Annotated in this window: 21 protein-coding genes and 4 pseudogenes; 10 read left to right on the top strand and 15 right to left on the bottom strand. The window is 66.6% G+C overall.

The window, feature by feature from the left end:
• Positions 1-204 precede the first annotated feature (204 nt).
• Positions 205-1,146, top strand: a complete 942-nt coding sequence (locus DID98_RS32130) for a dihydrodipicolinate synthase family protein (RefSeq protein ID WP_124523839.1) — start codon at positions 205-207, stop codon at positions 1,144-1,146.
• A gap of 125 nt (positions 1,147-1,271) precedes the next feature.
• On the opposite strand, the gene DID98_RS32135 is transcribed toward DID98_RS32130, so the two are convergent.
• From DID98_RS32135 to DID98_RS32150, 4 genes are all read right to left on the bottom strand, one after another.
• Entirely contained in the window at positions 1,272-2,645 is a 1,374-nt protein-coding gene (locus DID98_RS32135) for an MFS transporter (RefSeq protein ID WP_124572024.1), read from the bottom strand.
• Positions 2,646-2,885: 240 nt separating this feature from the next.
• On the bottom strand, positions 2,886-3,227 hold the full coding sequence (locus tag DID98_RS32140) for an NIPSNAP family protein (RefSeq protein ID WP_124489399.1): 342 nt from the start codon (positions 3,225-3,227) through the stop codon (positions 2,886-2,888).
• A 14-nt stretch (positions 3,228-3,241) separates the two neighbouring features.
• The gene (locus DID98_RS32145) at positions 3,242-5,035 is read right to left on the bottom strand and encodes an FAD-dependent oxidoreductase (RefSeq protein ID WP_409362348.1); all 1,794 of its coding nucleotides are present in this window, start codon (positions 5,033-5,035) and stop codon (positions 3,242-3,244) included.
• Between the two features lie 81 nt (positions 5,036-5,116).
• Complete coding sequence (locus tag DID98_RS32150) at positions 5,117-5,953, bottom strand: SDR family oxidoreductase (protein WP_185640916.1); 837 nt, start codon at positions 5,951-5,953, stop codon at positions 5,117-5,119.
• A 183-nt stretch (positions 5,954-6,136) separates the two neighbouring features.
• Between DID98_RS32150 and DID98_RS32155 the strand changes: the two genes are divergently transcribed.
• Positions 6,137-7,036, top strand: a complete 900-nt coding sequence (locus DID98_RS32155) for a helix-turn-helix domain-containing protein (RefSeq protein ID WP_124489401.1) — start codon at positions 6,137-6,139, stop codon at positions 7,034-7,036.
• A 78-nt stretch (positions 7,037-7,114) separates the two neighbouring features.
• On the opposite strand, the gene DID98_RS32160 is transcribed toward DID98_RS32155, so the two are convergent.
• The 3 genes from DID98_RS32160 to DID98_RS32175 all read right to left on the bottom strand — a co-directional run bounded on the left by DID98_RS32160 (position 7,115) and on the right by DID98_RS32175 (position 10,132).
• Entirely contained in the window at positions 7,115-8,287 is a 1,173-nt protein-coding gene (locus tag DID98_RS32160) for a 4-hydroxybenzoate 3-monooxygenase (protein ID WP_124489402.1), read from the bottom strand.
• A 145-nt stretch (positions 8,288-8,432) separates the two neighbouring features.
• Complete coding sequence (locus tag DID98_RS32165) at positions 8,433-8,687, bottom strand: hypothetical protein (protein ID WP_124489403.1); 255 nt, start codon at positions 8,685-8,687, stop codon at positions 8,433-8,435.
• Positions 8,688-9,397: 710 nt separating this feature from the next.
• A complete protein-coding gene (locus DID98_RS32175) occupies positions 9,398-10,132 on the bottom strand; it encodes a TetR/AcrR family transcriptional regulator (RefSeq protein WP_124489404.1) in 735 nt (244 codons plus the stop codon).
• A 52-nt stretch (positions 10,133-10,184) separates the two neighbouring features.
• On the opposite strand from DID98_RS32175, the gene shc reads away from it, so the two are divergent.
• Complete coding sequence (shc, locus tag DID98_RS32180) at positions 10,185-12,245, top strand: squalene--hopene cyclase (protein WP_124489405.1); 2,061 nt, start codon at positions 10,185-10,187, stop codon at positions 12,243-12,245.
• Between the two features lie 257 nt (positions 12,246-12,502).
• Here the strand turns inward: shc and DID98_RS32185 are convergent, their stop codons facing one another.
• Positions 12,503-12,898, bottom strand: a complete 396-nt coding sequence (locus DID98_RS32185; protein ID WP_124489406.1) for a hypothetical protein — start codon at positions 12,896-12,898, stop codon at positions 12,503-12,505.
• 396 nt (positions 12,899-13,294) lie between these two features.
• Here DID98_RS32185 and DID98_RS32190 point away from each other — a divergent pair, with 396 nt between their 5' ends.
• The 4 genes and pseudogenes from DID98_RS32190 to DID98_RS36680 all read left to right on the top strand — a co-directional run.
• Complete coding sequence (locus DID98_RS32190; RefSeq protein WP_124489407.1) at positions 13,295-13,594, top strand: H-NS family nucleoid-associated regulatory protein; 300 nt, start codon at positions 13,295-13,297, stop codon at positions 13,592-13,594.
• A gap of 543 nt (positions 13,595-14,137) precedes the next feature.
• Entirely contained in the window at positions 14,138-15,079 is a 942-nt protein-coding gene (locus DID98_RS32195; protein WP_124489408.1) for a LysR family transcriptional regulator, read from the top strand.
• Between the two features lie 112 nt (positions 15,080-15,191).
• Positions 15,192-15,296, top strand: a pseudogene (locus DID98_RS36440) (IS5/IS1182 family transposase); the annotation flags it as partial.
• Positions 15,290-15,412: pseudogene (locus DID98_RS36680) on the top strand (IS5/IS1182 family transposase); the annotation flags it as partial. The pseudogenes DID98_RS36440 and DID98_RS36680, both read left to right, overlap by 7 nt.
• Here DID98_RS36680 and DID98_RS32205 read toward each other — a convergent pair.
• Positions 15,404-16,303 carry a LysR family transcriptional regulator gene (locus tag DID98_RS32205; protein WP_124489418.1) on the bottom strand — a complete coding sequence of 300 codons (900 nt, stop codon included), beginning with the start codon at positions 16,301-16,303 and terminating at the stop codon, positions 15,404-15,406. The pseudogene DID98_RS36680 and the gene DID98_RS32205 sit on opposite strands and share 9 nt — an antisense overlap.
• 244 nt (positions 16,304-16,547) lie before the next feature.
• Between DID98_RS32205 and DID98_RS32210 the strand changes: the two genes are divergently transcribed.
• Positions 16,548-17,336 carry a DMT family transporter gene (locus tag DID98_RS32210; protein ID WP_260427358.1) on the top strand — a complete coding sequence of 263 codons (789 nt, stop codon included), beginning with the start codon at positions 16,548-16,550 and terminating at the stop codon, positions 17,334-17,336.
• 306 nt (positions 17,337-17,642) lie between these two features.
• On the top strand, positions 17,643-18,089 hold the full coding sequence (locus DID98_RS32215; RefSeq protein WP_124489411.1) for a DUF6196 family protein: 447 nt from the start codon (positions 17,643-17,645) through the stop codon (positions 18,087-18,089).
• Positions 18,090-18,514: 425 nt separating this feature from the next.
• Here the strand turns inward: DID98_RS32215 and DID98_RS36685 are convergent.
• Positions 18,515-18,760, bottom strand: a pseudogene (locus DID98_RS36685) (aldo/keto reductase); the annotation flags it as partial.
• A 321-nt stretch (positions 18,761-19,081) separates the two neighbouring features.
• Here DID98_RS36685 and DID98_RS32225 point away from each other — a divergent pair.
• Complete coding sequence (locus DID98_RS32225) at positions 19,082-19,990, top strand: LysR family transcriptional regulator (RefSeq protein ID WP_044847137.1); 909 nt, start codon at positions 19,082-19,084, stop codon at positions 19,988-19,990.
• A gap of 153 nt (positions 19,991-20,143) precedes the next feature.
• Here the strand turns inward: DID98_RS32225 and DID98_RS32230 are convergent, their stop codons facing one another.
• The 5 genes and pseudogenes from DID98_RS32230 to DID98_RS32250 form a co-directional block, all read right to left on the bottom strand.
• The gene (locus DID98_RS32230) at positions 20,144-21,727 is read right to left on the bottom strand and encodes an aldehyde dehydrogenase (NADP(+)) (RefSeq protein ID WP_124572026.1); all 1,584 of its coding nucleotides are present in this window, start codon (positions 21,725-21,727) and stop codon (positions 20,144-20,146) included.
• A gap of 641 nt (positions 21,728-22,368) precedes the next feature.
• Complete coding sequence (locus DID98_RS32235) at positions 22,369-22,782, bottom strand: SRPBCC family protein (protein WP_124572027.1); 414 nt, start codon at positions 22,780-22,782, stop codon at positions 22,369-22,371.
• 17 nt (positions 22,783-22,799) lie between these two features.
• Positions 22,800-23,819, bottom strand: coding sequence for an aldo/keto reductase (locus DID98_RS32240; RefSeq protein ID WP_124572028.1), 1,020 nt, complete (start codon positions 23,817-23,819; stop codon positions 22,800-22,802).
• A gap of 382 nt (positions 23,820-24,201) precedes the next feature.
• A complete protein-coding gene (locus tag DID98_RS32245; RefSeq protein WP_124489415.1) occupies positions 24,202-24,648 on the bottom strand; it encodes a DoxX family protein in 447 nt (148 codons plus the stop codon).
• A gap of 1 nt (position 24,649) precedes the next feature.
• Positions 24,650-24,931 (bottom strand): annotated as a pseudogene (locus DID98_RS32250) (amidohydrolase); the annotation flags it as partial.

Below are 24,931 nucleotides of genomic sequence, written 5' to 3' on the forward strand. Positions count from 1 at the left end.
TATAAAATATTCGAACTGGCTAGAATGACTTCCGTCGATGGCTGACTCTCGGGCGAAACCGGAGGCAACGTTTCGGCACCGAGGCAAACAAGAGGCGGCCAGCCGCCGTCCGGATCGCATGCAGCACCGACGAGACGGCGAGCGCGCGTACAGCCCAGGTTGCCAGCAATGGCAGTTGACCCTATCTGAATGTGAGGAAACGAGATGAGCGACAACATTTTTACCGGCACCATTCCGGCCCTGATGACGCCGTGCACCGCTGACCGTCAGCCGGATTTCGACGCGCTGGTGAAGAAGGGCAAGGAACTGATTGCACTCGGCATGCGCGCGGTGGTGTACTGCGGCTCGATGGGCGACTGGCCGCTGCTGACCGAAGCGCAGCGCCAGGAAGGCGTCGCGCGCCTGGTCGAAGCCGGCGTCCCGACGATCGTCGGCACCGGCGCGGTGAACTCGAAGGAAGCCGTGTCGCACGCCGCGCATGCCGCGAAGGTCGGCGCGCACGGCCTGATGGTGATCCCGCGCGTGCTGTCGCGCGGCGCATCGCCGGCGGCCCAGAAGGCGCACTTCGCCGCGATCCTGAACGCCGCGCCGAACCTGCCGGCCGTGATCTACAACAGCCCGTACTACGGCTTCGCGACCCGCGCCGACCTGTTCTTCGAACTGCGTCGCCAGCACCCGAACCTGATCGGCTTCAAGGAATTCGGCGGCGCCGCCGACATGCGCTACGCAGCCGAGAACATCACGTCGCAGGACGACAGCGTCACGCTGATGGCCGGCGTCGACACGCAGGTCTTCCACGGCTTCGTGAACTGCGGCGCCGCAGGCGCGATCACCGGTATCGGCAACGCGCTGCCGCGTGAAGTGCTGCAACTGGTCGACCTGTGCAAGAAGGCCGCGCAAGGCGACGCAGTGGCGCGCGTGCGGGCGAAGGAACTGGAAGCAGCGCTGGCCGTGCTGTCGTCGTTCGACGAAGGCTGCGACCTGGTCCTGTTCTACAAGCACCTGATGGTGCTGAACGGCGACAAGGAATACACGCTGCACTTCAACGAAACCGACGCCCTGAGCGACGCGCAGCGCAACTACGCGGAAGCGCAGTACACGCTGTTCCGCAACTGGTATGCGAACTGGTCGAAGAGCATCGCGTAAGCGCGTTCGCACGAAACCGTTCGATACGCAGCCATGAAACGGCTGCGTGACGAAAACGAAAAGCCACGGAGCACTCCGTGGCTTTTTTCATTCGCGCTGTGCGCTGCAATCGCGCACCTGCCGAATCAGTGCTGCTGCGCGGCCGCGCCGCTCGCGCGCTCCTGTTCCGTGATTTCCGTGCGGCAACGGCCGATCGCGTACACCGCCCCGGCCGCGCAGAGCGCCGGCACCGCAAGCAGGCTGAACACGTCGCCGAAGTGCCAGCCGAGCCCCATCAGCATCGCGCCGGCGAACGCGCCGGCCACGCCGCCGATTCGGCCGATGCCGAGCATCCAGGCCACGCCCGTCGCACGGCAGCGTGTCGGATACAGGCTCGCCGCATAGGCCGACATCGACGTCACCGCGCTCGTCACCACGGTGCCGCACAGGAAGATCAACGTGCCGAGCCACGCGGCATGCCCGATCGTGCGGCTCGCGGCGAGCACCAGTAGCGCCGCCAGCGCATACGCGCACACGATCGTCCGGTTCGGGTTGAAGCGATCCATCAGCCATCCGGCGCCGAGGTTGCCGAGCACGCCGCCGAGCGGGAACAACGACGTCATCAGCGCGCCGCCTTCGGCGCTGAAACCGGCGTCGCGAAGCAGCGTCGGCATCCAGTTGGTCAGCAGGTAATAGATCAGCAGTCCCATGAAATAGGCCGCCCACAGCATCAGCGTGCGCGAACGGAACTGCGCGGATACGACCTGCGCGAGCGCGGACGCCCCGCCCGTTTGCGCTCGCGCGCCGGCGGCCACGAACGTGCAGTCGTCGAAGCGCTCGCGCGGTGCGATCCGCGCGAGGATGCGCGCGATGCGCGCATGCGTGCCCGGTCGCGCCGCGAGATACTGCGCGGACTCGGGCAGCAGCATCACGAGCGCGACCGCCAGCGCGAGCGGCCCGATGCCGCCCGCGGTCAGCACGCTTTGCCAGCCGAACTGCGGAATCAGCCACGCGGACGTGACGCCGCCCACCGCGAGCCCGCACGAGAAACCGCAGAACATCGCGTTGACGGCCACACCGCGGATCCGGGCGGGCGCGTACTCCGACATCAGCGTGACGGCGTTCGGCATCGCCGCGCCCAGGCCGAGCCCGGTCAGGAAGCGGAATGCAGTCAACGCTTCGATCGACTGCGCATGCGCGGACACCATGCTCCACGCGCCGAAGCACACAACCGACAGCACGAGCACGGTCTTGCGGCCGAGCCTGTCCGCGCACGGGCCGGCGGCGAGTGCGCCGATGCCGAGCCCGGCCAGCGCCGCGCTCATCACCGGGCCGAGCGCGCTGCGCGCGATGCCCCAGTCGTGCGTCAGCGCGGGCGCGATGAAGCCGATCGCGGCCGTGTCGTAGCCGTCGGCGGCCACGACCAGGAAGCACAGGATCAGGATCAGCCACTGACAAGGGGAAAAGCGCTCGGCGTCGATGAACGACTGCACGTCGAGCGTACGCGGGGGGGTTTTCATCGTATGTCTCCTTCGGTCCGGTCGCACGACGGTGCCGATGCACCGCCCGCGCGCGGACCTGTTCATGGTCATGGTTTCGTCGTGAACCCGGCGCCCTTGCAGGCCGGCGATCGCGACGCGGCAGCCCGTGGCGGCCAACCGCATCGCGCATGCCCGGCCGATGCCGTCCGCGCCGCCCGTGACGATCGCCCCGCGCGCGGGGTGTCGTCCGTGTCGGGTCCGGGTTTCATCGTCATCGGCTCAGCGCGTCAGGTACGCGAGGCTCGGGAACTCGACGCGGCGGATGATGCGGCTCTCCTGCGCGACGATCAGGTGGCCGGACGCCTGCAGATACGCGGGCCAGTCCGGATCGGCATCGCGCGCGGTGCGCCGCGCGTCGTAGTCGGCGATGCTGTCGTAGCCCCACAGATGGACGACCTGGTTCAACGCGCCGATGTCGCTCATGTAGAAGCCGACGGGCGCGCCGAGATACTTGACCTGGATCGGCATCGCGAGCCGGTCGAAGATCTCGATGAACTCCGCCATGCCGCGCGGGCGGATCGTATAGATGCGATGGTCGATGAAGGATTTAGCGGTAGTCATGGTCGGCTCCGGGTTCAGGCGGTCGCGCGCGCGGTGGCGGGTGGTGTCGGCTCGGCAAGATCGAGTCGGTCACGAAGGTCGGTCTGGTCGCCTAGATCGGCCAGCCCCGCGATATGGCGTGCGCTCAGATAGCCGAACGTCATGATCGGCCCGAGCGTGATCCCCGCGCCCGGATAGTTGCCGCCCATGATGCTGGCGCGATCGTTGCCGACCGCATACAGGCCGGCGATCGGCCGGTCGTCGGCGGCGAGCACCTGGCCGACCACGTTGGTCCGGATGCCGTCGAAGGTGCCGAGGTCACCCATCACGACCTTCAGCGCGTAATACGGCCCGTCGCCGAGCGGCGCCACGCACGGATTCGGACGATGGTCGGCGTCGCCGAGATAACGGTTGAACGACGTCGTGCCGCGGCCGAATTCGGGATCCTCGCCGCGCGCGGCATCGCGGTTGTAGCGTCGCACGGTCGCTTCCAGATTCGCCGCATCGAGGCCGGCGCGCTGCGCGAGTTCGGCCAGCGTGCGCCCCTGCACGAGATAGCCGTCGCGCAGCAGCGGCCCGAGCGGCACGGGTGCGGGTTTCGCGAAGCCGAGCCCGTATTTGCGGATCGTCGCGTGATCGCACACGAGCCACATCGCCGTCTCGGTCTCGCCTTGACATGCTGCGATCATCGCGGCGCCGACGTCGTGATACGAATTCGATTCGTTCGTGAAACGCGTGCCGCGGCGGGTCACGCCGATGACGCCGGGCTTGTAGCGATCGAGCAGATGCGGAAACACACCGAAGCGGCCGTCGCCGAGCGGCACGCGCGAGACGGGCATCCATGCGGCCGGTTGCGGATAGCGGATCTCGACGCGGCCGCCCGCGCGCTCGGCGAGCGTCGCGCCGTCGCCGGTGTTGCCGGCCGGCACCGGCGATACATGCTCGCCGCCGCGCGCAACGTGCGGATAAGCACGCGCGATGCGTGCGACGTCGTGCGAGAAGCCGCCGCTCGCGAGCACGACTGCGCGGCGTGCGGTGATGCGATACGTCGCGCCGTCGGCCCCGACCGTTGCGCCGGCGATGCGCGCGCCGTCCGCGACGAGTTCGCGTGCGGGCGTGTTCGTCAGGATCGGAATGCCGAGATCCAGCGCGGACTTCGCGAGGCGCGCGGCGAGCGCGTTGCCGCTCGTGATCTGCACGCCGCGCCGGTACAGCGCGAGATCCTTCAGATGCGCGGCAAGCCGCTTCGTCACGTACCACGCCGACCGAAGCGAGCGCGTCGCGTTGAAGAAGTGCTTCAGGTCCGCATTCGACGAATTGAACATCATCCCGATGAACGTGATCGTCTTCAGCGGCGGACGCAGGCGCTCGAGATCGCGCCCCAGCCCGCGCGCATCGTACGGCGCGGCGACGACCGAGCGGCCGATGTCGACGCCGCCGGGCATGTCCGGGTGATAGTCGGGATACAGCGTCGGCACGAATTTCACGTCCGTCTCGCGCTCGAAGAAATCGAGCATGTGCGGGCCGTGCTCGAGAAATGCGTCGATCGCCGCATCGTCGTAGAACGCGCCCGTCTCGCCGCGCAGATACGTGCGGGCCGCTTCGCGCGTATCCTGCACGTCGTTTGCGCGCGCATGGCGATTGCCGGGAATCCACAGCACGCCGCCGGAAAATGCGGTCGTGCCGCCGAAGCACGCTTCCTTCTCGACGACGATCACGTCGAGCCCCGCCTTGCGCGCGGTAATGGCGGTGGACAGGCCGCCCGCTCCCGATCCGATCACTAGCAGATCGCACGTGACGTGCTTCGAACGCTGCTGGTCGTTCATCATGTCTTCCTCCATCTCTTGAATAAATGTGCGTCGCCGGGCTCGTGCTGCGCGCCGTGCGTCCAGCGCGGCAAGGTCACCGAATCAGCGTGCGCCGGCACCGGCGTCGTAGCCGGGCCGCGGCACGAGATCCATCAGCATCGCGTCGAGGCCGCCGTCGACCACCAGTTCCGCGCCATTCACGTATGCCGCACGCGGGCTCGCGAGAAACGCGACGACGTTCGCGATGTCGTCGGGCCGGCCGATGCGGCGGTTCGCGGTCATCGCGCTGCGGCGCGCCTCGATGTCGCCGCTCGCATAGAACGACTCGGACAGCGGCGTGCGGATCATTCCCGGGCACACGGTATTGCTGCGGATGCCGCGCGGCCCCCACTCCGCCGCCAGTTGCCGCGCGAGCATCGCGACCGCCGCCTTGCTCGCGCTGTAGGCGCCGCTGTACGTCTGCGGGTGGCGCGCCGCGATCGACGCGACATGTACCAGCACACCCGAGCCGCGCGCGAGCATCGCGCGCCCGAACGCTTGCGAACACAACATGTAGCCCGTGAGATTGACCTGCAGCATCGCGTTCCATGCGTCTAGGTCGATGGTCTCGATGCCGCCGGCACGCAACAGGCCGGCGTTGTTCACGAGCACGTCGGCGGGACCGAGGTCGCGCTCCACGCGTTCGGCGGCCTGGGTCACGCTGGCGGCGTCGCCGATATCGCAGCCGATCGCGACGACGTTGCCGCCGGCCGCGCGCAGCCGCTCGGCGATCGCGATGGTGCCGTCCGCGTCGCGGTCGAGCAGCGCGACCCGCGCGCCGGCCGCCACGAACGTTTCGACGATCGACGCGCCGATGCCGCCCGCGGCCCCCGTCACGACGCAAACCTGCCCGTCGAGACGAAGCCAGTCCTGCTGTTGATTGTTCGCTTGCGATATCATTAGGTATCCTCTTGAAATGAGCTTGAGAGATCCGGCTCGATCCGGCACACGCTGCCCGAACGTCGCGCGCTGCGTCAGTGGCAAGCGCTACGTCGATGGGAAAAGTATAGAAGCGCGCATCGCGCGAAAATTGGACAAACGCCGCAAGCAACAGGACAATTTGTACACAGGAGGCCGTGCGGCATGAGGAGAATCCCTAACTACGATCTGTATGGCGAATCGGCGCGTCCGCCCTGGTACGACGCGTTCAACTTCGAATGGATACCGGAGCGCAGCCAGCCGAACGACTGGCATATCGCCGCGCACCGTCACGATGCGCTATTGCAGATTTTGTACATCCGCGGCGGGCAGGGGCATGTCGTGATCGAGAGCGGGAAGCACACGTTCGCGCCGCCGTGCCTCGTGGTGCTGCCCGCGCAGACGGTCCATGCGTTCGAGTTCTCGCCACAGATCGACGGCCTCGTGATCACGGTCGTGCAGCGCGCGCTCGAAACGCTGGTCAAGACCGCCGCGCCGGGCGCGCTGTCGATCCTGCAACGCGCGGCGGTGATTCCGGTCAAGGAGCCGGACGCGAGCGCGTCGATGCTGATGCCGCTGTTCGCGTTGCTAGAACAGGAATTCCGCAGCACCTCACGCGGACGCGGCGCGGCCGGGATGGCGTTGCTGGTGGCGTTGATCGTGCATGTCGCGCGCCTGAGCGATCTCGCGGCCGCGCCGTCGCATGCCGGCACCGATCGGCGCGCCACGTTGCTGCGGCGTTTTCGCGAACTGATCGACACGCATTTTCGCGAGCATCGGCCGGTGGAATTCTATGCGGACCGGCTCGGCGTGACGGCCGCGCAGCTTGCGCGCGTGTGCCGGGAGGAGTTGGGCATCTCGACGACGGCGGTCGTCAACGCGCATCTGATTCGCGAAGCGCAGCGCGATCTGGTTTATTCGAATCTGAGCGTGAAGCAGATCGCGCACGAGATGGGGTTTGCGGACAGCGCGTATTTCAGCCGCTATTTCCGCAAGCAGACCGGCCTGACGCCGGGCGAGTTCAGGGAAGCGGCCCATCGCGACCTGATGCCGGGCCGCTCGTAAACGGGCGCGGTGCGGGCGATGCGCGCGGTCGCGGCTCCCGAAAGCCGCGACCGCAACAGCCCGCTCGATCGCCGCGCGTCAGACCGCGACCGCGCCGACGTAATTTTCGGCCATCGCCATCGCCGCCGTGCGCGACGTCGTCACGTGCTCGAGTTCGGCCACCTGCAAACGCTGCTCGAACGGCGACGCGTCGTCGAGACGATGCATCATGCGCGTCATCCAGTACGAGAAGTGTTCGGCGCGCCAGATCCGGCGCAGCGCGGTTTCGCTGTACGCGTCGAGCAGGTCGGTGCGCGCTTCGTCGTAGAACGCCTGCAGCGCGGACGTCAGGATGCGCACGTCCGACACCGCGAGGTTGAGGCCCTTCGCGCCGGTCGGCGGCACGATGTGCGCGGCGTCGCCGGCGAGGAACAGGCGGCCGTGCTGCATCGTGGTCGACACGAAGCTGCGCATGCCGACGATGTTCTTCTGGAAAATCCGCCCTTCCACGACCTGCCGGCCATCGGCGGAGTCGACGCGCGCGTGCATCTCGGCCCAGATGCGATCGTCGGACCATTGGTCGACGGAATCCTTCGGGTCGCACTGGAAATACATGCGCTGCACGTTCGGCGAGCGCGTGCTGACGAGCGCGAAGCCGCGTTCGTGGCGCGCATAGATCAGCTCGTCCGACGACGGCGGCGCCTCCACGAGAATGCCGAACCAGCCGAACGGAAACACGCGCTCGTAGTCCTGCCGCAAGGCGGCGGGGATCATCGTGCGCGACACGCCCTGCGAGCCGTCGCAGCCGATCACGAAGTCGCAGTCGAGCGTCTGTTCGACGCCGTCGTGCACGAAGCGGATCGACGGCGCATCGGTCTCGATGCCGGCAATCGTCGTCCCGGACACGTTGAAGTACAGCGCGCCGCCGGCCGCCACGCGCGCGGCCACGAGATCCTTCAGCACCTCGTGCTGCGCATAGACGGTGATCGCCTTGCCGGTCAGTTCGGTCAAATCGATGCGGCGGCGCTTGCCTTCGAATGCCAGTTCGAACCCGTGATGCAGTGCGCCTTCCGCCTTCATCCGGTCGCCGACGCCCGATTCGGTCAGTACGTCCATCGTGCCCTGTTCGAGCACGCCGGCGCGGATGGTGGATTCGATCTGTTCGCGGCTGCGCGACTCGAGCACGACCGACTCGATACCGCGCAGATGAAGAAGATGGGAAAGCAGCAGGCCCGCGGGCCCAGCGCCGATGATGCCGACTTGCGTACGCATGAATGTCTCCGGTTGGGATTGATTTTGCGCAAGTGTGGCGGCGACGAGTGCTATCCCGCAACGCGATATCCGGAATATGGACTATCTCGATAATGGATACAGGCGGGCGGGCGCGGCACGTCCCGGGCCGCGCGCGTCCATCCGTTCAGGGCTTCGCCGGCGCCGGCCGCGACTCCATCCCGTCGATCCTCGCGAGCAGCGCATTGCCGAGCTTCGTCAGATGGCGCGGCATGCCGGGGATCGCCAGCAGCGCCTCGATCCGCTCGCGCCAGTAACTCGGGTGACTCACGCGCATCGCAACCGGCATCACCGCCGCGCCGGTATCGGTATCGCTTTCCAGCAGCGCGACCATTCTCTCGATATGAGAGAGCTCGCGCTCCACATAGTCTCTCGTCAGCATGTGCTTGCCACTCCCCGAAACAGAGCACCCGGCCTGTCTTCATCGGCGCGTCGCCGCATGGTCCTTTTGCTCGACGCGTCGTCCTCGTTTCGCTTCACGGTACGCGCGTCGTATGTCAGAAAAACACCCGGCAGCACGACGATTTTCTTCATATCGTCGGATCGATGTCGTACCGCACGCGTCACGTCCACGGCCCCTCTCTTCGTTGCCGATCGTAGACACTCCGCCTCACGATGGCATCCCCAAAATTGAGGATGCCTGCAGAAGTCGATCGCACCGCATCCGTGCGACACGCCGGCATGCCAGATCCGGCGAACGCGATGCGGCAACACGCGCAACGTAGCGCGTGCGGCAAACGGGGAACGGGGACGCGAGGATTTGCGCGGCCGACGAGTCGATCGCGGCGCTCTGCACGGCCGCCGTCGATCGCGAACATGGGACGTCGCGCTCGAGGCCCTCATGGCGCTCGCCGACGCGCGAGCGGCGAACTGCTTCGTGCGCGACGCGCGCACCGGCACCGGCGTCCGTTCTCGCTCACCCGCGCGCAACCGGCAGTCGCGACCGGCATAGCCGGCGGCCTGGCGCCGGCCGAGCACGCGGCATGCAACGGCGTACAGATTCGCACCGTGCTCAGCCAGAGCAAGGCGGTCTTCGCGAAGACGGGCGTGCGGCGTATGCCGATCTCGTCGCGCTGTCCGGCGACCGAATACTCAGCGGCGCCGGCCGCGCTCACCCTTGATCTTGCCGGTGCCCGCCGGCTCGGCCGCGGTCATCCGGTCGAGTTGCCGGACGATCTCCGCGCGCAGTTCCGCCGAGATCTCCACGCTGTCGAGCAGCTCCGAGATCCACAGCCCGTCGGCCGCGAGCCGGCAGATCATCAGCGTCGCCGCCCGTTCGAGCGGCACCGGGTCCGGCCGCGTCCACTCGCGCATCGGCACCGACCAGCGCGCACGCGTCTCCTGCTCGGTGATCATCGACGCGACCAGCACGCGCAGCACGTCGGTGCTCGCGGCCGGCTGCGAGGTGTCGAGCACCGCATGCAGATATGCGCGCGCCGCCGCGCCGTCGCCGTGCGAATCGGCCGCGCGGCGTGCGGCCATCTGCGTCGCGAAGCGCTCGGTCGCCTGCCCGAACAGCGCGTCGAGCAAGCCCTGCTTGTTCGCGAAGTGATACTGCAGCGCACCTTTCGTCACGCCTGCACGCTCGGCGACCGCGTCGAGCGTCAACGCGGCCACGCCATGATGGGTCGCGATTTCCGACGCGGCTTCCAGCAGTTGCGCGCGCACCTGTTCCGGCGCCTTTTTACGCCGCACGCCGGCGACGGGCGCGGAATCAGGCGCAGAACCGGGCACAGCCGGTGCGCCGGACGCCTGCGGGCCGGCCGGTTCGGCCGTGTCGACGGGCGCGGGGATGTCGTGCAAAGCGGGTTCGGGGCGTTTCTTCATGGCGGCGATGTTAGCACCCGCGGTCTCGAGATAAACATTCCGGCTGGATGGTATGATCCGCCGCATGAATAAACCCGCCCCCTCCTCCTGGTCCGCGCTCGACACCGCGATCGCCCGCGGCCGCGACGCGCTGATGCGTCTTCAGCAGCCCGACGGCAGCTGGTGTTTCGAACTCGAATCCGACGCGACGATCACCGCGGAATACATCCTGATGATGCATTTCATGGACAAGATCGACGACGCGCGCCAGGAGCAGATGGCGCGCTACCTGCGCGCGATCCAGCGGCTCGACACGCATGGCGGGTGGGATCTGTACGTCGACGGCGATCCGGACGTGTCGTGCAGCGTGAAGGCGTACTTCGCGCTGAAGGCCGCCGGTGACAGCGAGCAGGCGCGGCACATGGTCCGCGCGCGCGACGCGATCCTGAAGCTCGGCGGCGCGGCACGCGCGAACGTGTTCACGCGCATCCTGCTCGCGACCTTCGGCCAGGTGCCGTGGCGCGCGGCGCCGTTCATGCCGGTCGAATTCGTGCTGTTCCCGAAGTGGGTGCCGATCTCGATGTACAAGGTCGCGTACTGGGCACGTACGACGATGGTGCCGCTGCTCGTGCTGTGCTCGCTGAAGGCGCGTGCGCGCAACCCGCGCAACATCGCGATCCCCGAGCTGTTCGTCACGCCGCCCGACCAGGAACGCCAATACTTTCCGCCCGCGCGCGGGATGCGCCGCGCGTTCCTCGCGCTCGATCGCGTGGTGCGTCACGTGGAGCCGCTGCTGCCGAAACGCCTGCGGCAACGTGCGATCCGGCATGCGGAAGCGTGGTGCGCGGAGCGCATGAACGGCGAGGACGGGCTCGGCGGGATCTTTCCGCCAATCGTGTACAGCTACCAGATGATGGACGTGCTCGGCTACCCGGACGATCATCCGCTGCGCCGCGACTGCGAGAACGCGCTCGAAAAGCTGCTGGTCACGCGGCCCGACGGCAGCGTGTACTGCCAGCCGTGCCTGTCGCCGGTATGGGACACCGCGTGGAGCACGATGGCGCTCGAGCAGGCGCGTGGCGTGGCCGCGCCCGACGCCGGCGAGCCGGCAGGCTCACTGAATGAACTCGACGCACGCATCGCCCGCGCATACGACTGGCTCGCCGAGCGCCAGGTGAACGACCTGCGCGGCGACTGGATCGAGAACGCGCCGGCCGACACGCAACCGGGCGGCTGGGCGTTCCAGTATGCGAACCCGTACTACCCCGACATCGACGACACCGCGGTCGTCACCGCGATGCTCGACCGCCGTGGCCGCACGCACCGCAACGCGGATGGCTCGCACCCGTATGCGGCGCGCGTCGCACGCGCACTCGACTGGATGCGCGGGCTGCAATCGCGCAACGGCGGCTTCGCGGCGTTCGACGCCGACTGCGACCGCATGTACCTGAACGCGATCCCGTTCGCCGATCACGGCGCGCTGCTCGATCCGCCGACCGAGGATGTATCGGGCCGCGTGCTGCTGTGCTTCGGTGTCACGAAGCGCGCGGCCGACCGCGCGTCGCTCGCGCGCGCGATCGACTACGTGAAGCGCACGCAGCAGCCCGACGGCAGCTGGTGGGGCCGCTGGGGCACGAACTACATCTACGGCACGTGGAGCGCGCTGGCCGGGCTCGCGCTCGCGGGCGAAGACCCCGCGCAGCCGTACATCGCCCGCGCGCTGGCCTGGCTGCGCGCGCGTCAGCACGCGGACGGCGGCTGGGGCGAGACGAACGACAGCTACATCGACCCGGCGCTCGCCGGCACCAATGCGGGCGAAAGCACGTCGAACTTCACCGCGTGGGCGCTGCTCGCGCAGATGGCGTTCGGCGACTGCGAATCCGACTCGGTGAAACGCGGCATCGCGTATCTGCAATCGGTGCAGCAGGACGACGGCTTCTGGTGGCACCGCTCGCACAATGCGCCGGGCTTTCCGCGCATCTTCTACCTGAAGTATCACGGCTATACCGCGTACTTCCCGCTGTGGGCGCTCGCGCGCTATCGGCGTCTGGCCGGCGCTGCGCTGGCGGGTACGTCTTCGTCCAGCGGGGCCGGCGTGTCGGCCTCCCGCACCACGGATGCCGCGCTCGCCTGAGCCTGAGCGTGTGCACGAGCGCAAGCACGAGTCCGAACTCGAGCGGCAACGCGTACGATCGTCCCGCCCGCGCGCGGGAGGTGCCGCGCGTTCCTCGCGCTCGATCGCGTGACGCGCCGAGTACATGAACGGCGAGGACGGGCTCGGCGGAAGCTTTCCGCCGAGCCCGTCCTGCTACCTGATGTAGGGTATGCCCGCCCTCTCGGACGATCATCGGCCGCAACGTGGCTGCGAAAACGCACGGGAAAAGCGGTTGATCACGCGGTCTGACAGCGAGGTAATCGATCGCCGGCGGAAGATAAGATCCTCGTACGGAGCGTTTTCGCCGCACCCTGCCTTAAACGCTTCGACTCGATCCGGAATTCCAGAGCAAATCTCGCAATTTCGTCAATCACCGTTGTGGACGCTGTCTGGTCTACGATTTCAGGCTGCTGCGCTGCCGCCATACGCTGAATAACCGCAAGCCTCGCCTCATCTGAAAGGATGTCGCAAATTTGCGCTCGTCTGTTTTCTTCCCAACCCGGCGTCGTGGTCACCACAAGAACCTTGAGCGCGAAATCCGGGCCCCGTTCGTAAAGCAATTTCGCCAACAGAGCACGAAAGTCCGCCGTTCGAGTAAGCGCAGCGGCCCCGCTGCCTTTGGCGGAGTTCATAAACCAGGTGTCCTCTTTAGATCATCTTTCGTTTCGCGACGTTATTGCCGGCTTTCCGTTGCCATTCGGTAACTATGTTGTAGCAGCCTTCCGGTCCCGAGCCGCTTTTGGTGACACTCATGACCGACCTGCTTGTCGCGACGATGGCGTGAATCGCTCGCCAAACACGATGGCAAACGGATTCATCGCCGATTTCCAGTCGTAGGCAGTGCGATCGGCAGCGAAACTCACATCATATGAAAATAGAATTCGATAGCCGGACAGTTCCTCGCGCCGAAGGCAAGGGAGATCCAAAGTTCAATTTGCTTTAAACTTGGCGAATTAGGCATAGCCAATCATTATCATTTCGGCAAAAAGCCGCATATCATGTTTGCAGTACAACCCGCGGAGGAAAGCATGGCTACATACAAGGAACTGAAGGCTCAAATGGACGCACTGGCGGAGAAAGCGGAAACCGCCCGTCTCACCGAGCTCCAGGCTGTAATCGAAGACATCCGTACCAAGGTCGCGGAGTACGGAATTACCGAAAAAGACATCTTCGGTGTTCGTCGGGATCGAGCGGCGGCAAAAAAGCCGTCGACCGTGAATGCGAAGTATCGCGATCCCAAGACTGGCGCAACCTGGTCGGGCCGTGGCCGCGCGCCCGCATGGATCAAGGATGCCAAGAACCGGAATCGATTCCTGATTCAGGAATGAACCATTCCGGATAACGCCGCGGCTCGATCAGCGGCAACACGCTCATCGAGCGCCGATCATGTGCTTCGGCAATGCACGTCATCGCGTCGATGAAGCCGCTCGCAAGGAGCGCTGAAGCGAGCGTAGTGGCACCCTACGCTCGCTTGTGTGCTCGCCCGAGCAACCGCAACACGCCGAACACTCCGCTACGTGTGGGCAAACACCTGCCTGCATTGCGATTTGGGCCATGCATGATCGACGGATAACGCCCAATCGGTGCGGCGCGATCGCAATCCGCGCCCCCGCTCTCCCCGCTCATGCGTCGCGCCGATCCCGCATCCGCGCAAATACCTCCCGCAGATCCACGGCGACGGCACGTACAACCGGATCCAGTCGAAATACTTCGACTTCGACATGTACGGTAATTGACGACGAACATCACGGGCCGCGTCGCGTGCGGGGCCGCTTCACCGCACGCGCGCTGACCGGTTCTGCATTGGCGATCCTCAAGATCGTTTTCCGCCCGGCAGGGCTATAATCGCCGCTTTCGGTTTGGTCGACGCCATGAAACCGCTGGCCGTTCCCTCTCTCGCGAACATCGCGTCGCGCCTTCGCCTGAAGCAGCTCAAGCTGCTTATCGCGCTCGAAAACCACGGCTCGCTGCACAAGGCCGCCGAAGAAATCGCGATATCGCAACCCGGTGCGACCAAGGTGCTGCGCGAGATCGAGGACATCCTCGGCATGCCGCTGTTCGAGCGGCAACCGAAAGGCCTCGTCGCGAACGACCTCGGCCGCTGCGTCACGCGCTATGCGCGCCTCATCTACAGCGACCTCGAACACCTGCATACCGAAGTGCTCGCGATCACGCAGGGGCATGGCGGCCATCTGGCCGTCGGCGTGGTCATGGGCGCGGTGCCGCTGCTCACGCGCGCGCTGACCGACCTGCGCCGCCGCCAGCCGCACCTGTCGGTCGAGATCGTCGAAGGCACCAGCGCGAGCCTGCTCGCCCTGATCGACGACGGCCGCATCGATCTCGCGATCTGCCGCAACGGCAACAACCGGCGCCCGGGAGCCTACGACCATATCCCGCTGCAGTCCGAACCGCTCGCGGTCGTGACCGCGCGCACGCATGCGCTGGCCGAACGCGACGCGCTGACGCTGCGCGATCTCGCCGACGCGGAATGGGTCGCGTATCCGGTCAACACGCCGATGCGGCTCGCGCTCGAACGCGCGCTCGCGGATGCCGGCATCGAGGTGCCGGGCTATCCGATCGAGACGGCGTCGACGTTCGCGACGCTGACGCTGCTGCAGGCGAACCCGGAACTGGTCGCGGTGATTCCGCGCGAAGTCGCCGAGTTCGGCGAACGCTTCGGCCTCGTCGCGTGCCTGCCGGTCGCGATCCCCGCGCTCGACGAGCCGTTCGGCGTGGTGGCCCGCACCTTCGCGCACCTGACACCCGGTGCGCGCATGCTCGTCGAGACGCTACAGCAGCCGCTGCCTACTTGATCGGCGAGAACGCGGCCGAACGCCGCCGCGATGTCGCGGTAGAGCGTCGGGCACGCGGAGCGGTTGAAGTCGATCACGAACGCAGCAGCGCCGCGTTCGCGATGCCGTTGGGTTCGTGCCGCAGTCCGGCATTTCCTGGAAGATGCTTCCGCAGGAAACGGGCTGCGGCTCGGGCATGAGCTGCTGGCGCAGACCGCGCGACTGGCAACAGCCTGGCTGCACAACTTCGGGCGACTGCACATCCGGTTCGAGCGCCTCGCGGCGATCCACGAAGCGTTCATGAAGATCGCCGCTTGCATCAACTGCCGGCGACGGCTTCAAGACTCATTGTGTGAGCGCTTCCTGGAGCGTTGCGGCATCGCGCAACTCGCGAAGGAGAAAGCGCTGCAAGGCCTGTACCGCCGACATGCGATCGCTGCCATCCGCACGGCTGAACAAGCCGAATTCCGCAGATGGCGGGTGCGGCAATCCGGTGGCAGCCGGATCGAGCACGCGCATCGAATCGCGCCGGACGTTCCATTCGAGCAGGACCGTGACCCCCAGCCCTGCTTCGACTGCGGATTGAATGGCGGCCAGGCTCGTGCTCGTGCAGATGACTTTCCATGCGACCCGAGCATCGCGCAATGACGCATACAGCCTGTCTTGCCACGGGCACGCACCGCCGAATGCGACGAACGGCAATGGACCGTGGCGGACATCTCCGTCATACGCAAGGCCAGCCGCCCAGAACAGCGGATGCTGCCACCGCACGAGCGGTTCCGCATGGATGAACGTCGGGTCGATGATCGCGAAATCGAGCGAGCCATTCATGAAATCCTGCGACAGCGCCTTGCTCGAATCGACGACGATCTCCACGGCGACATTCGGGAACGACGCGCCAAAATCACGCAGCGTGTGCGGCAGATGGCCAACAGCGATGTCCTCGAGGAGGCCGAGCCGGACCGTCCCTGAAATCTCACCTGCATTCAGCGCAGCGCGCGCCGCGATCCCGATGTCGAGCATGCGCTGCGCGTAAGGCAGCAGCACGCTGCCCGCCGCTGTCGGCTTGATGCCGCGTGGCGAACGTTCGAGCAGGCGCTGCCCGACCGATTCTTCCAGCCGGCGCAATGCCATGCTGACGGCGGCCTGCGTGCGATGCAGCGCCTGCGCCGCCTCGCTCACGCTACCGGTTTCGACCACGATCAGAAAGGTGCGCAACAAGCCGCTGTCGAGATCCCGAGCCATAAATATTCTTGAAGCGCCCATAAAAAATTCGAGCTTATACCAAACGAACATGCGTGGTTACCATCGCCGCATCGCCATCATGGAGTACTGCATGAACGAAGAAACCGGAAGCATCCGGGCCGGCCGGCACACGACCGCTTCCACACCGGTTGCGCGCGACGAGTTCACGGCGAATGCGTCGTTTGGCGCGTCGCGGACACGACGCTTCCAAGCGGCTCTGGCGCCCGGGTTCGCCGTGGTGTCGATGTGCAGCGTCCAGCTCGGCGCTGCGCTGTCGCGGCCCGCGATGATCGAGTACGGAACGTTCAGCACGACCTGGCTGCGCCTGTGCTTCGCCGCCTTCGCGCTGGCCGTGATCGTGCGCCCGCCCGTCCGGCGCTATTCCCGGCAGCGCTGGATCGCCGCCATCGCGCTCGGCTGTGCGATGGCCTGCATGACACTGTGCTTCTTCGAGGCGGTCAAGCGCGTGCCACTCGGGCTCGCGGTCGCGATCAATTTCTTGGGGCCGCTGTGCGTCGCGACCATCGGCGTACGCAAGATCCGGATGCTCGCGTGGCCCGCGCTCGCCCTGGCAGGAATCGTGCTGCTCGCGCGCCAGGACGACATGTGGATCGTGCCCGTTGCGGCGCTCGTATTCCCGCTGGGCTCGGCGCTCGGATGGGCCGCCTACATCCTGATGATGAAGCGCGTGGGGTCGCTGTTCGATGGTTTGCAAGGCCTGTCCACGTCGCTGATCGTCGCGGCGCTCGTGACCGCGCCATTCGGCCTCGCAGAAAGCGGCGGGCATTTTCCGGCCGGGCAATTGATCGACGCTGCCGGTCTCGCCGTGCTCGTCCCGCTCTTGCCTTATGTTCTGGAGATGATTGCGTTACGGCGCATGACGGCGTCGACGTTTGGCATCCTGATGAGCGTCGAGCCTGCGATTGCCTCGGCGATCGGATTTGCGGTACTCGGGCAGCCCATGACCCTGCTGCAAAGTATCGGCACGTTGTTTGTCATCGGTGCCAGCGCAGGCGCCGTGATGCAGCAGTAGCCGGCTCCCCAAGGCTTGGCTGGCATGCGCTTCGTCGCCTCGCCATCGGAGTCGGAATGACAAGACTGGCGCTGGCCGCGATCGACGATTCGAGTGCAGGGTGATGTTGAGCGAGCTGTCTGTCCGCCAAACGCCTGCTCCGGGCAGTTCCAGGGTCTGTTTACATTTGTGCGGGTTGTCGGGTTATCCGGTCCGCTCGGTTCGGGCGACTATTCGCCGGTGATTGCGTCACATGCTGGTAGGATGAAGTTCGTTTCTACTTGCATTGATGATCTGACCTGTAACCGCCTCATTCTCGGAGTAGACATGGTTGATATTTCACGTGAGACCGTCGAACAAACTGAGCGTCGCCTTCGACGAGTCATCACCGAGGCACGCCTACGGATTTACTCCGGCACGTACACGTTCATTGAATTTCCGCTGGATCAATTCCCGAGCGCTGTGCGGGCCGACGCACTTGCCTTGGTGCGAGACGACAACGTGTGGAGTCAGCTTGTGCCGAGTGACGGTTCACACCAGGAACAGTTTGGCATCTTTCGATTCCACTTCCCGGCAGGGGCAGACAATAGTGGCTTCGTTGGCTGGCTGGCTACCCATCTCAAGAATCGATTTGGCACCGGCGTATTTGTGACGTGCGGACAGAATCATGCGGATGGCGGTATCTTCGATTACTGGGGCGTACCCGAGACGCTGTCAGACGAGGTGATCGAGGAAGTCAAGCGGCTTGTTCAGGGGCAGAGCGATCATCGATAAAGCTCATCCGATACAGCACGCGGCTATAGCGACGCTTGGTTTTTCTGTTCGAGCGAAGCGGGATGACGGCCTGCGCACGCGGAGGGTGGATACTCTCCACAAAGGCGTTCGAGACGTAGCCTTTGCTAGCGACGACCGCAACGGCATGCAAGTGCTAAACCAGTCATTCGCGCACGAAATATCGCAGCAGTTGGATCAGTGACCGCAATTCGCCATCGCGTATCGGTTATGCCGTGGTCTCGTCGTCAGCGAAACAACGAAGTGGTGAGCGGAGCGTGCGGCAGGTTGGCAGCCCCATCCGTTCATTTTGTTAGAGATTCTAATTGAACGGCCAAGCGCGCGCCCGAACGGCGCGCCGCACCGCACCGTCCCGACGATGCCCGCTTGCGCGGGCATTTTTTATCGACTCGCGTCGACCGGCCCGATCAGCGATCGATCGGCAGCGGCGCGTTCGCCGCGACGAGCCCCTGCTCACGCATCTCGCGCCAGAAGCCGGCCGGAATCGTCGCGTTCAGCGCGTCGACATCTTCCGCGATGCGCGCCGGACGGCTCGCACCGGGAATCACCGACGCGACCGCGGGATGCGCGAGCACGAACTGCAGCGCGGCCGCCTTGACCGGCATGTCGTAGCGCGCGGCGATCACCTTGATGCGGCCGACCTTCGTGCTGATCACGTAGTCGTCGCGTCGATGGCCGGCGAGCACGTCGCCCAAGCGCGACTCGGCCAGCCTCGTGCCGCACGACGGCGCGGTGTCGAAGTTGCGGATCCGCCCATGCGGTCTCGATGGTCGCGGCAGCTTCGTCGTCGGGGATGTCGCGGAACATGTTGCAGAGCGCGGCGGCGCCGAAACCGAGCGTGTTGTCGGCCGGCAGTGTGTCGTCGAGACGCATGCATTTCTCCACAGGTCACGGAAAAGTGCGCCCAGTCTGGGTTGCATGGTTATGTCCATCCAAGACATAATTCATCCAACTTGAGTCCCTCCAGGTCTTATATGCTCGACATCCGTCAGCTTCAATATTTCATCGCGGTCGCGGAGGAAGAACACGTCGGCCGCGCCGCCGAACGGCTGCACATTTCGCAGTCGCCGCTCAGCCGCCAGATCGCGCAGCTCGAGGAAAAGCTCGGGCTGACGCTGTTCGAGCGCAGCCAGCAGCGTATTCGTCTGACACGCGACGGCCGCACGTTCCTCAGCGAGACGCAGGCGTTCCTGCGCCATGCGCACCGGCTGGAATCGCTCGCGCGCCGGCTCGGCCGCGGCGACGAAGGCGGGCTCTGCATCGGCTACCTGGAAACGGCCACGCACTCGGGCGTGCTGCCGCGCGCACTGAAGACGTTGCGCGCGGACCGCCCGGCCGTCCACATCGCGCTGTACAACTACACGTCCGCCGCGCAGCTCGAAGGCCTGCGCGAGCGCAGTCTCGACATCGCGCTCGTGACCGAGCCGCCCGCGCCCGACGATCCGGAACTCGAATCGATGCGCGTGCTGAACGACCCGATGCTGCTCGCGCTGCCCGAAGGCCATCCGCTCGCGAAGAAGAAGACGCTTGTGGCCGACGATCTCGCGACGCAGCCGTGGATCGGGGTCACGCAGCAGGAAAGCGCGCCGCGTCACGGCGCGTTCGTCGCCGCGTGCGCGAAGGCCGGTTTCTCGCCGGATATTTCCGTCGAGGCGAGCGAGCCGCTCGCGGCGCTCGGGCTCGTCGCCGCCGGGCTCGGCGTGACGATGATCCAGCAGAGCCTGCGTCACCAGGTGCCGGAAGGCGTCGTGCTGCGCGAGCTGCCGTGGTTCAGCTATCGCACGCCGCTGTGGGCCGCGTGGCACAAGGTCAACCTGCGGCCGCTGGTCGGCGTGTTTCGCGAGATTCTGACCGGCGAGGATGTGGTCGCGACGGTCAAGTGACGTGACGGGGGGCGCGATCGCCGGCAAAGACAAAGAATCTATCGTGCCGTCCGCATCCCCGCACACGAATGCGGCTGAAATCGATCGCGCCGGCAGCGGTCCGCATGCGATTGCATGCGCGACACCGGATGCCGGCTTCCCCCCGCTCGCGCGTCAGTTCGCGAGCGTGACCTTCCCGTCCATCAGCCGGTTGATCGCCAGCGGGTTCGAGGTCTTCAGCGCATCGGGCAGCAGCGCCTCCGGCATGTCCTGATAGCAGACCGGCCGCAGGAAACGACGGATCGCGAGACTGCCGACCGACGTCGTACGCCCGTCCGCGGTGGCCGGATACGGGCCGCCGTGCACCATCGCATGCGCGACTTCCACGCCGGTGCCGAAACCGTTGACGAGCACGCGGCCCGCGCGCCGCTCCAGCGCCGGCAGGAACGTGCGCGCGGCGGCGTAGTCGGCTTCGTCGATATGGAGCGCCGTCGTCAGCTGCCCTTCCAGCGACTCGATCAGATCGAGCATCGTCTCGAGGTCCGGACAGCGGACGATCAGCGACGCCGCGCCGAACATCTCCTCATGCAGCGCCTTCGACTCGCGGAACGCGTCCGCGCTCGTCGAGAACAGCGCGCCCTGCCCCTGGTTCGCGCCGGCCGGCGCATGCGCGCGCGCGACGGTGCGCACCTGCGGATGCTGCGCGAGCGCGGCCACCGAACGCTCGAAGGCCTGATGAATACCCGGCGTGAGCATCGTCGCCGCCGCGGCCTGGGCGAGACGCTCCGCCGCCGCGGCGGTAAAGCGCTCGAGTGCCGGCCCGTCCACGGCGAGGATCAACCCCGGATTCGTGCAGAACTGCCCGGCGCCGAGCGTCAGCGACTGCACGAACTGCTGCGCGATCGCGTCGCCGCGCGCGTCGAGTGCGTTCGGGAACAGCAGCACCGGATTGATGCTGCTCATCTCCGCGTACACGGGGATCGGCTCGGGCCGCGCGTTCGCAAGTGCGATCAGCGCGGTGCCGGCATGGCGCGAACCGGTGAAGCCGACCGCCTTGATGCGCCGATCGCGCACGAGCCCCTGGCCGATCTCGAGGCCGGTGTCGAACAGTAGCGAGAACGTGCCTTCCGGCATCCCGCACGTCTTCACCGCCCGCTGCACGGCGATCCCGACCAGTTCCGACGTGCCCGGATGCGCCGGGTGCGCCTTCACGATCACCGGGCAGCCGGCCGCGAGCGCGGACGCCGTATCGCCGCCCGCGACCGAGAATGCCAGCGGGAAATTGCTCGCGCCGAACACCGCGACCGGCCCGAGGCCGATATGACGCAGGCGCAGGTCGGGACGCGGCGCCGGTTGGCGTGCCGGCTGCGCCGGATCGATGCGCGCGTCGAGGTAGTCGCCCGCGCGCACCACGTCGGCGAACATCCGCAGCTGGCCGACCGTTCGGCCGCGCTCGCCTTCGACGCGGGCGCGCGGCAGGCCCGTTTCCGCGACGCAGCGCTCGACCAGTTCGTCGCCGAGCGCGAGGATGTTCGCCGCGATCGTCTCGAGGAACGTCGCGCGCGCTTCGGGTTGCGTTTCGCGATACGTGTCGAACGCGGCCCAGGCGAGCGCGCATGCTTCATCGAGATCGACGCTGCTCGCGCCGCCGAAGGCCGGCGCCATGCGTTCGCCGCTGGATGCGTCGACCGCGTATGTGTCGCCGTTCGTGCCGCGCCGTGCGCGCGAGCCGATCAGCAGGTTGCCTGCGAGTGTCATGTTCGTTTCCTCTGTAGATGGATCGGGGGCGAACGCCGTGCGATCACGGGCTCGCATAGGCGTTGTGTGTTGTGTGTTGTTTGTCGTGCCAACGCGCCTGTCGCGTCGCCGTGAGTGGGCCGGGCGGTTCGAATCCGTGCGGCGGTGCGCTCGATGCCGGGCTCGGGTGCTGCCGCGTGCGCCGGCCGGCACGGTCACGCGCCGGCGCTGCCGTGCGCGCGCCCGCGCAGCGCGTGCCGGCGGCGCACCGACTGACGCGCACGTCCGAAATGCGCCGGAAAGCCGCGCAATGGGCCAGCATACGGAGTCCGCCCCCGCGCGACAATTGACAGGATGTGATACCGGTATAACCGCGCGTTATCGGTCATTGCCCCGCCACCGCATGCGGGCGGGTTCCGCGTCCATCGCATGCCGCCGCGGCGGCCGGACGACGAACGGTGCGACCGCAACGCCGACGACGGCTCGGCACGTTCATACGACGATTGACGATGCACGCGCGATGGCGCCGGTGCCGCGCGTCGTCACGGATGAAAACCCGCCACGACGCACGGCGTCGGCGGGTGCCGACACGACCGGCACCCGCTCACCGCGCGCGACATCGTCACACCGTCACGCGATCGCGCCGCTACGCCACGACACCGTCACGCCGTGAACCGCTTCGCCAGCTCGGCAAGACCGTCCTCGTAGATACCGCGGAAGAGGCGGATCGCTTCGTCGTCGGTCGCGCCATCCGGCGTGAACATGCCCGACCACTCGACCGTCGCCGCGTTCGCGCCGTTCTCGCGCACGCGCAGCGTGGAGCGATAGTTCACGACCGGGAACGGCGCTTCGAGGATCGCGTACGTGTAGCTGCGTGCCGCGTCGTCGAAGGCGACCAGCCGCTCGACGATCGCGTCGCCGTCCGGGTTCGCGAGGCTGCGCACGCGACCGCCTTCGCTCAGCTCGCTCGCCGGGATGTACGACAGCCAGTCGGGCAGCGACCCGAAGCCGCCGATCAGTGTCCAGACCGTGTCGGCCGAAGCCGTGATCTCGATGCTTGCATTGGCCTGTGCCATGTCATCACCTTTGCGGATCAACGATCGGTCGGCAGCGGCGCATTGGCCGCAATCAGACCTTGTTCACGCATTTCGCGCCAGAAGTCGGCCGGAATCACCACGTTCAGCGCAGCCTGGTCTTCCGCGATCCGCTCCGGACGGCTCGCGCCCGGAATCACCGCGACGGTGGCCGGATGCGACATAGAGAACTGCAGCGCGGCGGCCTTGATCGGCACGTCGTAGCGCGCGGCGATCGCCTTGATGCGCTCGACCTTCGCGAGGATTTCCGGCGAAGCCTTCTGGTATTCGAAGTGCGTGCCGCCCGCGAGTACGCCCGAGCTGTACGGGCCGCCGACGACGATCCCGACGTTCTGCGCGGCAGCCGCCGGCATCACGCGTTGCAGCGCGCGCTCGTGATCGAGCAGCGTGTAGCGGCCGGCGAGCAGCATGCCGTCCGGTTGCGGTTCGGCGAGGTCGAGCACCAGTTCGATCGGCTCGACGCGGTTCACGCCGAGGCCCCACGCCTTGATCACGCCTTCTTCACGCAGCTTGCTCAGCACGCGGAATGCGCCCTTGCGCGCGACTTCGAACTGCGCGAGCCATTCGTCGCCGTAGAAGTCCTGTGCGATGTCGTGCACCCAGACGATGTCGAGGCGGTCGGTGCGCAGACGCTTCAGGCTGTCCTCGATCGAACGCAGCGTCGCATCGGCCGTGTAGTCGTTGACGATGCGGTTCGGCCGGCCGTGTTCGAACAGGCCGCCCTTCTCGCCGAGATCGCGCGCCGACACGTCCTCGACTTCGTCGAGGATCACGCGGCCGACCTTGGTGCTCAGTACGTATTCGTCACGCGGGTGATTCGCCAGCGCGTCGCCGAGGCGGATTTCCGCGAGGCCGGCGCCGTAGAACGGGGCCGAATCGAAATAACGGATGCCGTGTTGCCATGCCGCTTCGACGGTGGCCGCCGCTTCCGCGTCCGGGATGTTGCGGAACATGTTGCCGAGCGGGGCAGTACCGAAACCAAGGATCTTGTTACCGGGCAGCGTGTCTTCGAGACTCATCATTTTCTCCAGGGGTGAGGGAAAGCGAGTTCAGTCTAGGCAGCCGGGTTAAGTCTGTCCAAGACGGAATTCGACACAGTTGAGTCCCTGGAGGTCTAAAACGTGGTCTGAAGGGTGGGCGGATATCGCGTCCGGAGGGTCCGTTCGCGCGGCGGCCCCGCCCGACAAGGCTGGCGACGGAATCGGCCGCCGATTCGTGATTTCAGATCAAAAGTGATTTCGCCGGTGAGCACGATGGGCAACGCCACGCGTGCCCCCAATTGCCGCACGCCTGCAACGCGTCGCGCAAAGGAATCCCCGTTGCGCCTCTTTCAAAGGCGCAACGGGGAAAAGCCGCCTGGTGATCGAATCTGCGTTCCGTCGCAATGCGCGGCTCATGCCCTCAGGCGCGACCGTCCCCTTGCGTATCCCGGGCATCGCCCAGCATCGTGACGAGGACGAGCGCTGCAATCAGGCCCAAGTGCTCGAAGAAACCGTTGAGCGCCATGAAGCGCGCTGCGCCCGTCTGGTTCCAGAAGTCGTTCGCCACCAGCATCGCGACGACGGTCAGCACGCCGAGGCTGCCGGCGCCGAGCCACGTGAAGCGGCGAAACACCACACACAGCGAACCGCCGATCTCGACGACAATCGCCAGTGCAGCCCATAGCGCAGGCGGATGCAGGCCGAAATGCGCCTGCTCCGCGACCGCGCCGTCGAAGTCGAGCGCCTTCGCGACGCCGCCGATCAGAAAGGCGGAAACGAGTGCAAGCCGGACCAGCGCGCCGACCCACGGCTGCGCGAGCAGGACACGGATCCACGCGGGGCTGTACCGGCCGATCGTCGTCGACATGTCAGACCGCCCAGCACGAACAGCCGAACGCGCCCCAGAAGCCCTTCGCGTCCGAGGTCGGCAGCGTGCTGCCCCACGCACTCGCGTGCGCATGCTGGTGCACGTTGCATGCATTCGCGCAGCCACACATCGCGGCGGCCGCCGCGCGTTGCAGCGGTGCGCCGCTGCGCTGCGTCGCGCCCCAACCGCCGTAGCCGCCATACTCACGCACCGGCGACCAGTCCGGCATCGCGGGCGGAATCGGCGCATCGTGCGACGCGAACGGGCCCGCGCCCCACACGAT

The organism is Burkholderia sp. Bp8984 (genome assembly GCF_003853755.1).
Taxonomy (GTDB): domain Bacteria; phylum Pseudomonadota; class Gammaproteobacteria; order Burkholderiales; family Burkholderiaceae; genus Burkholderia.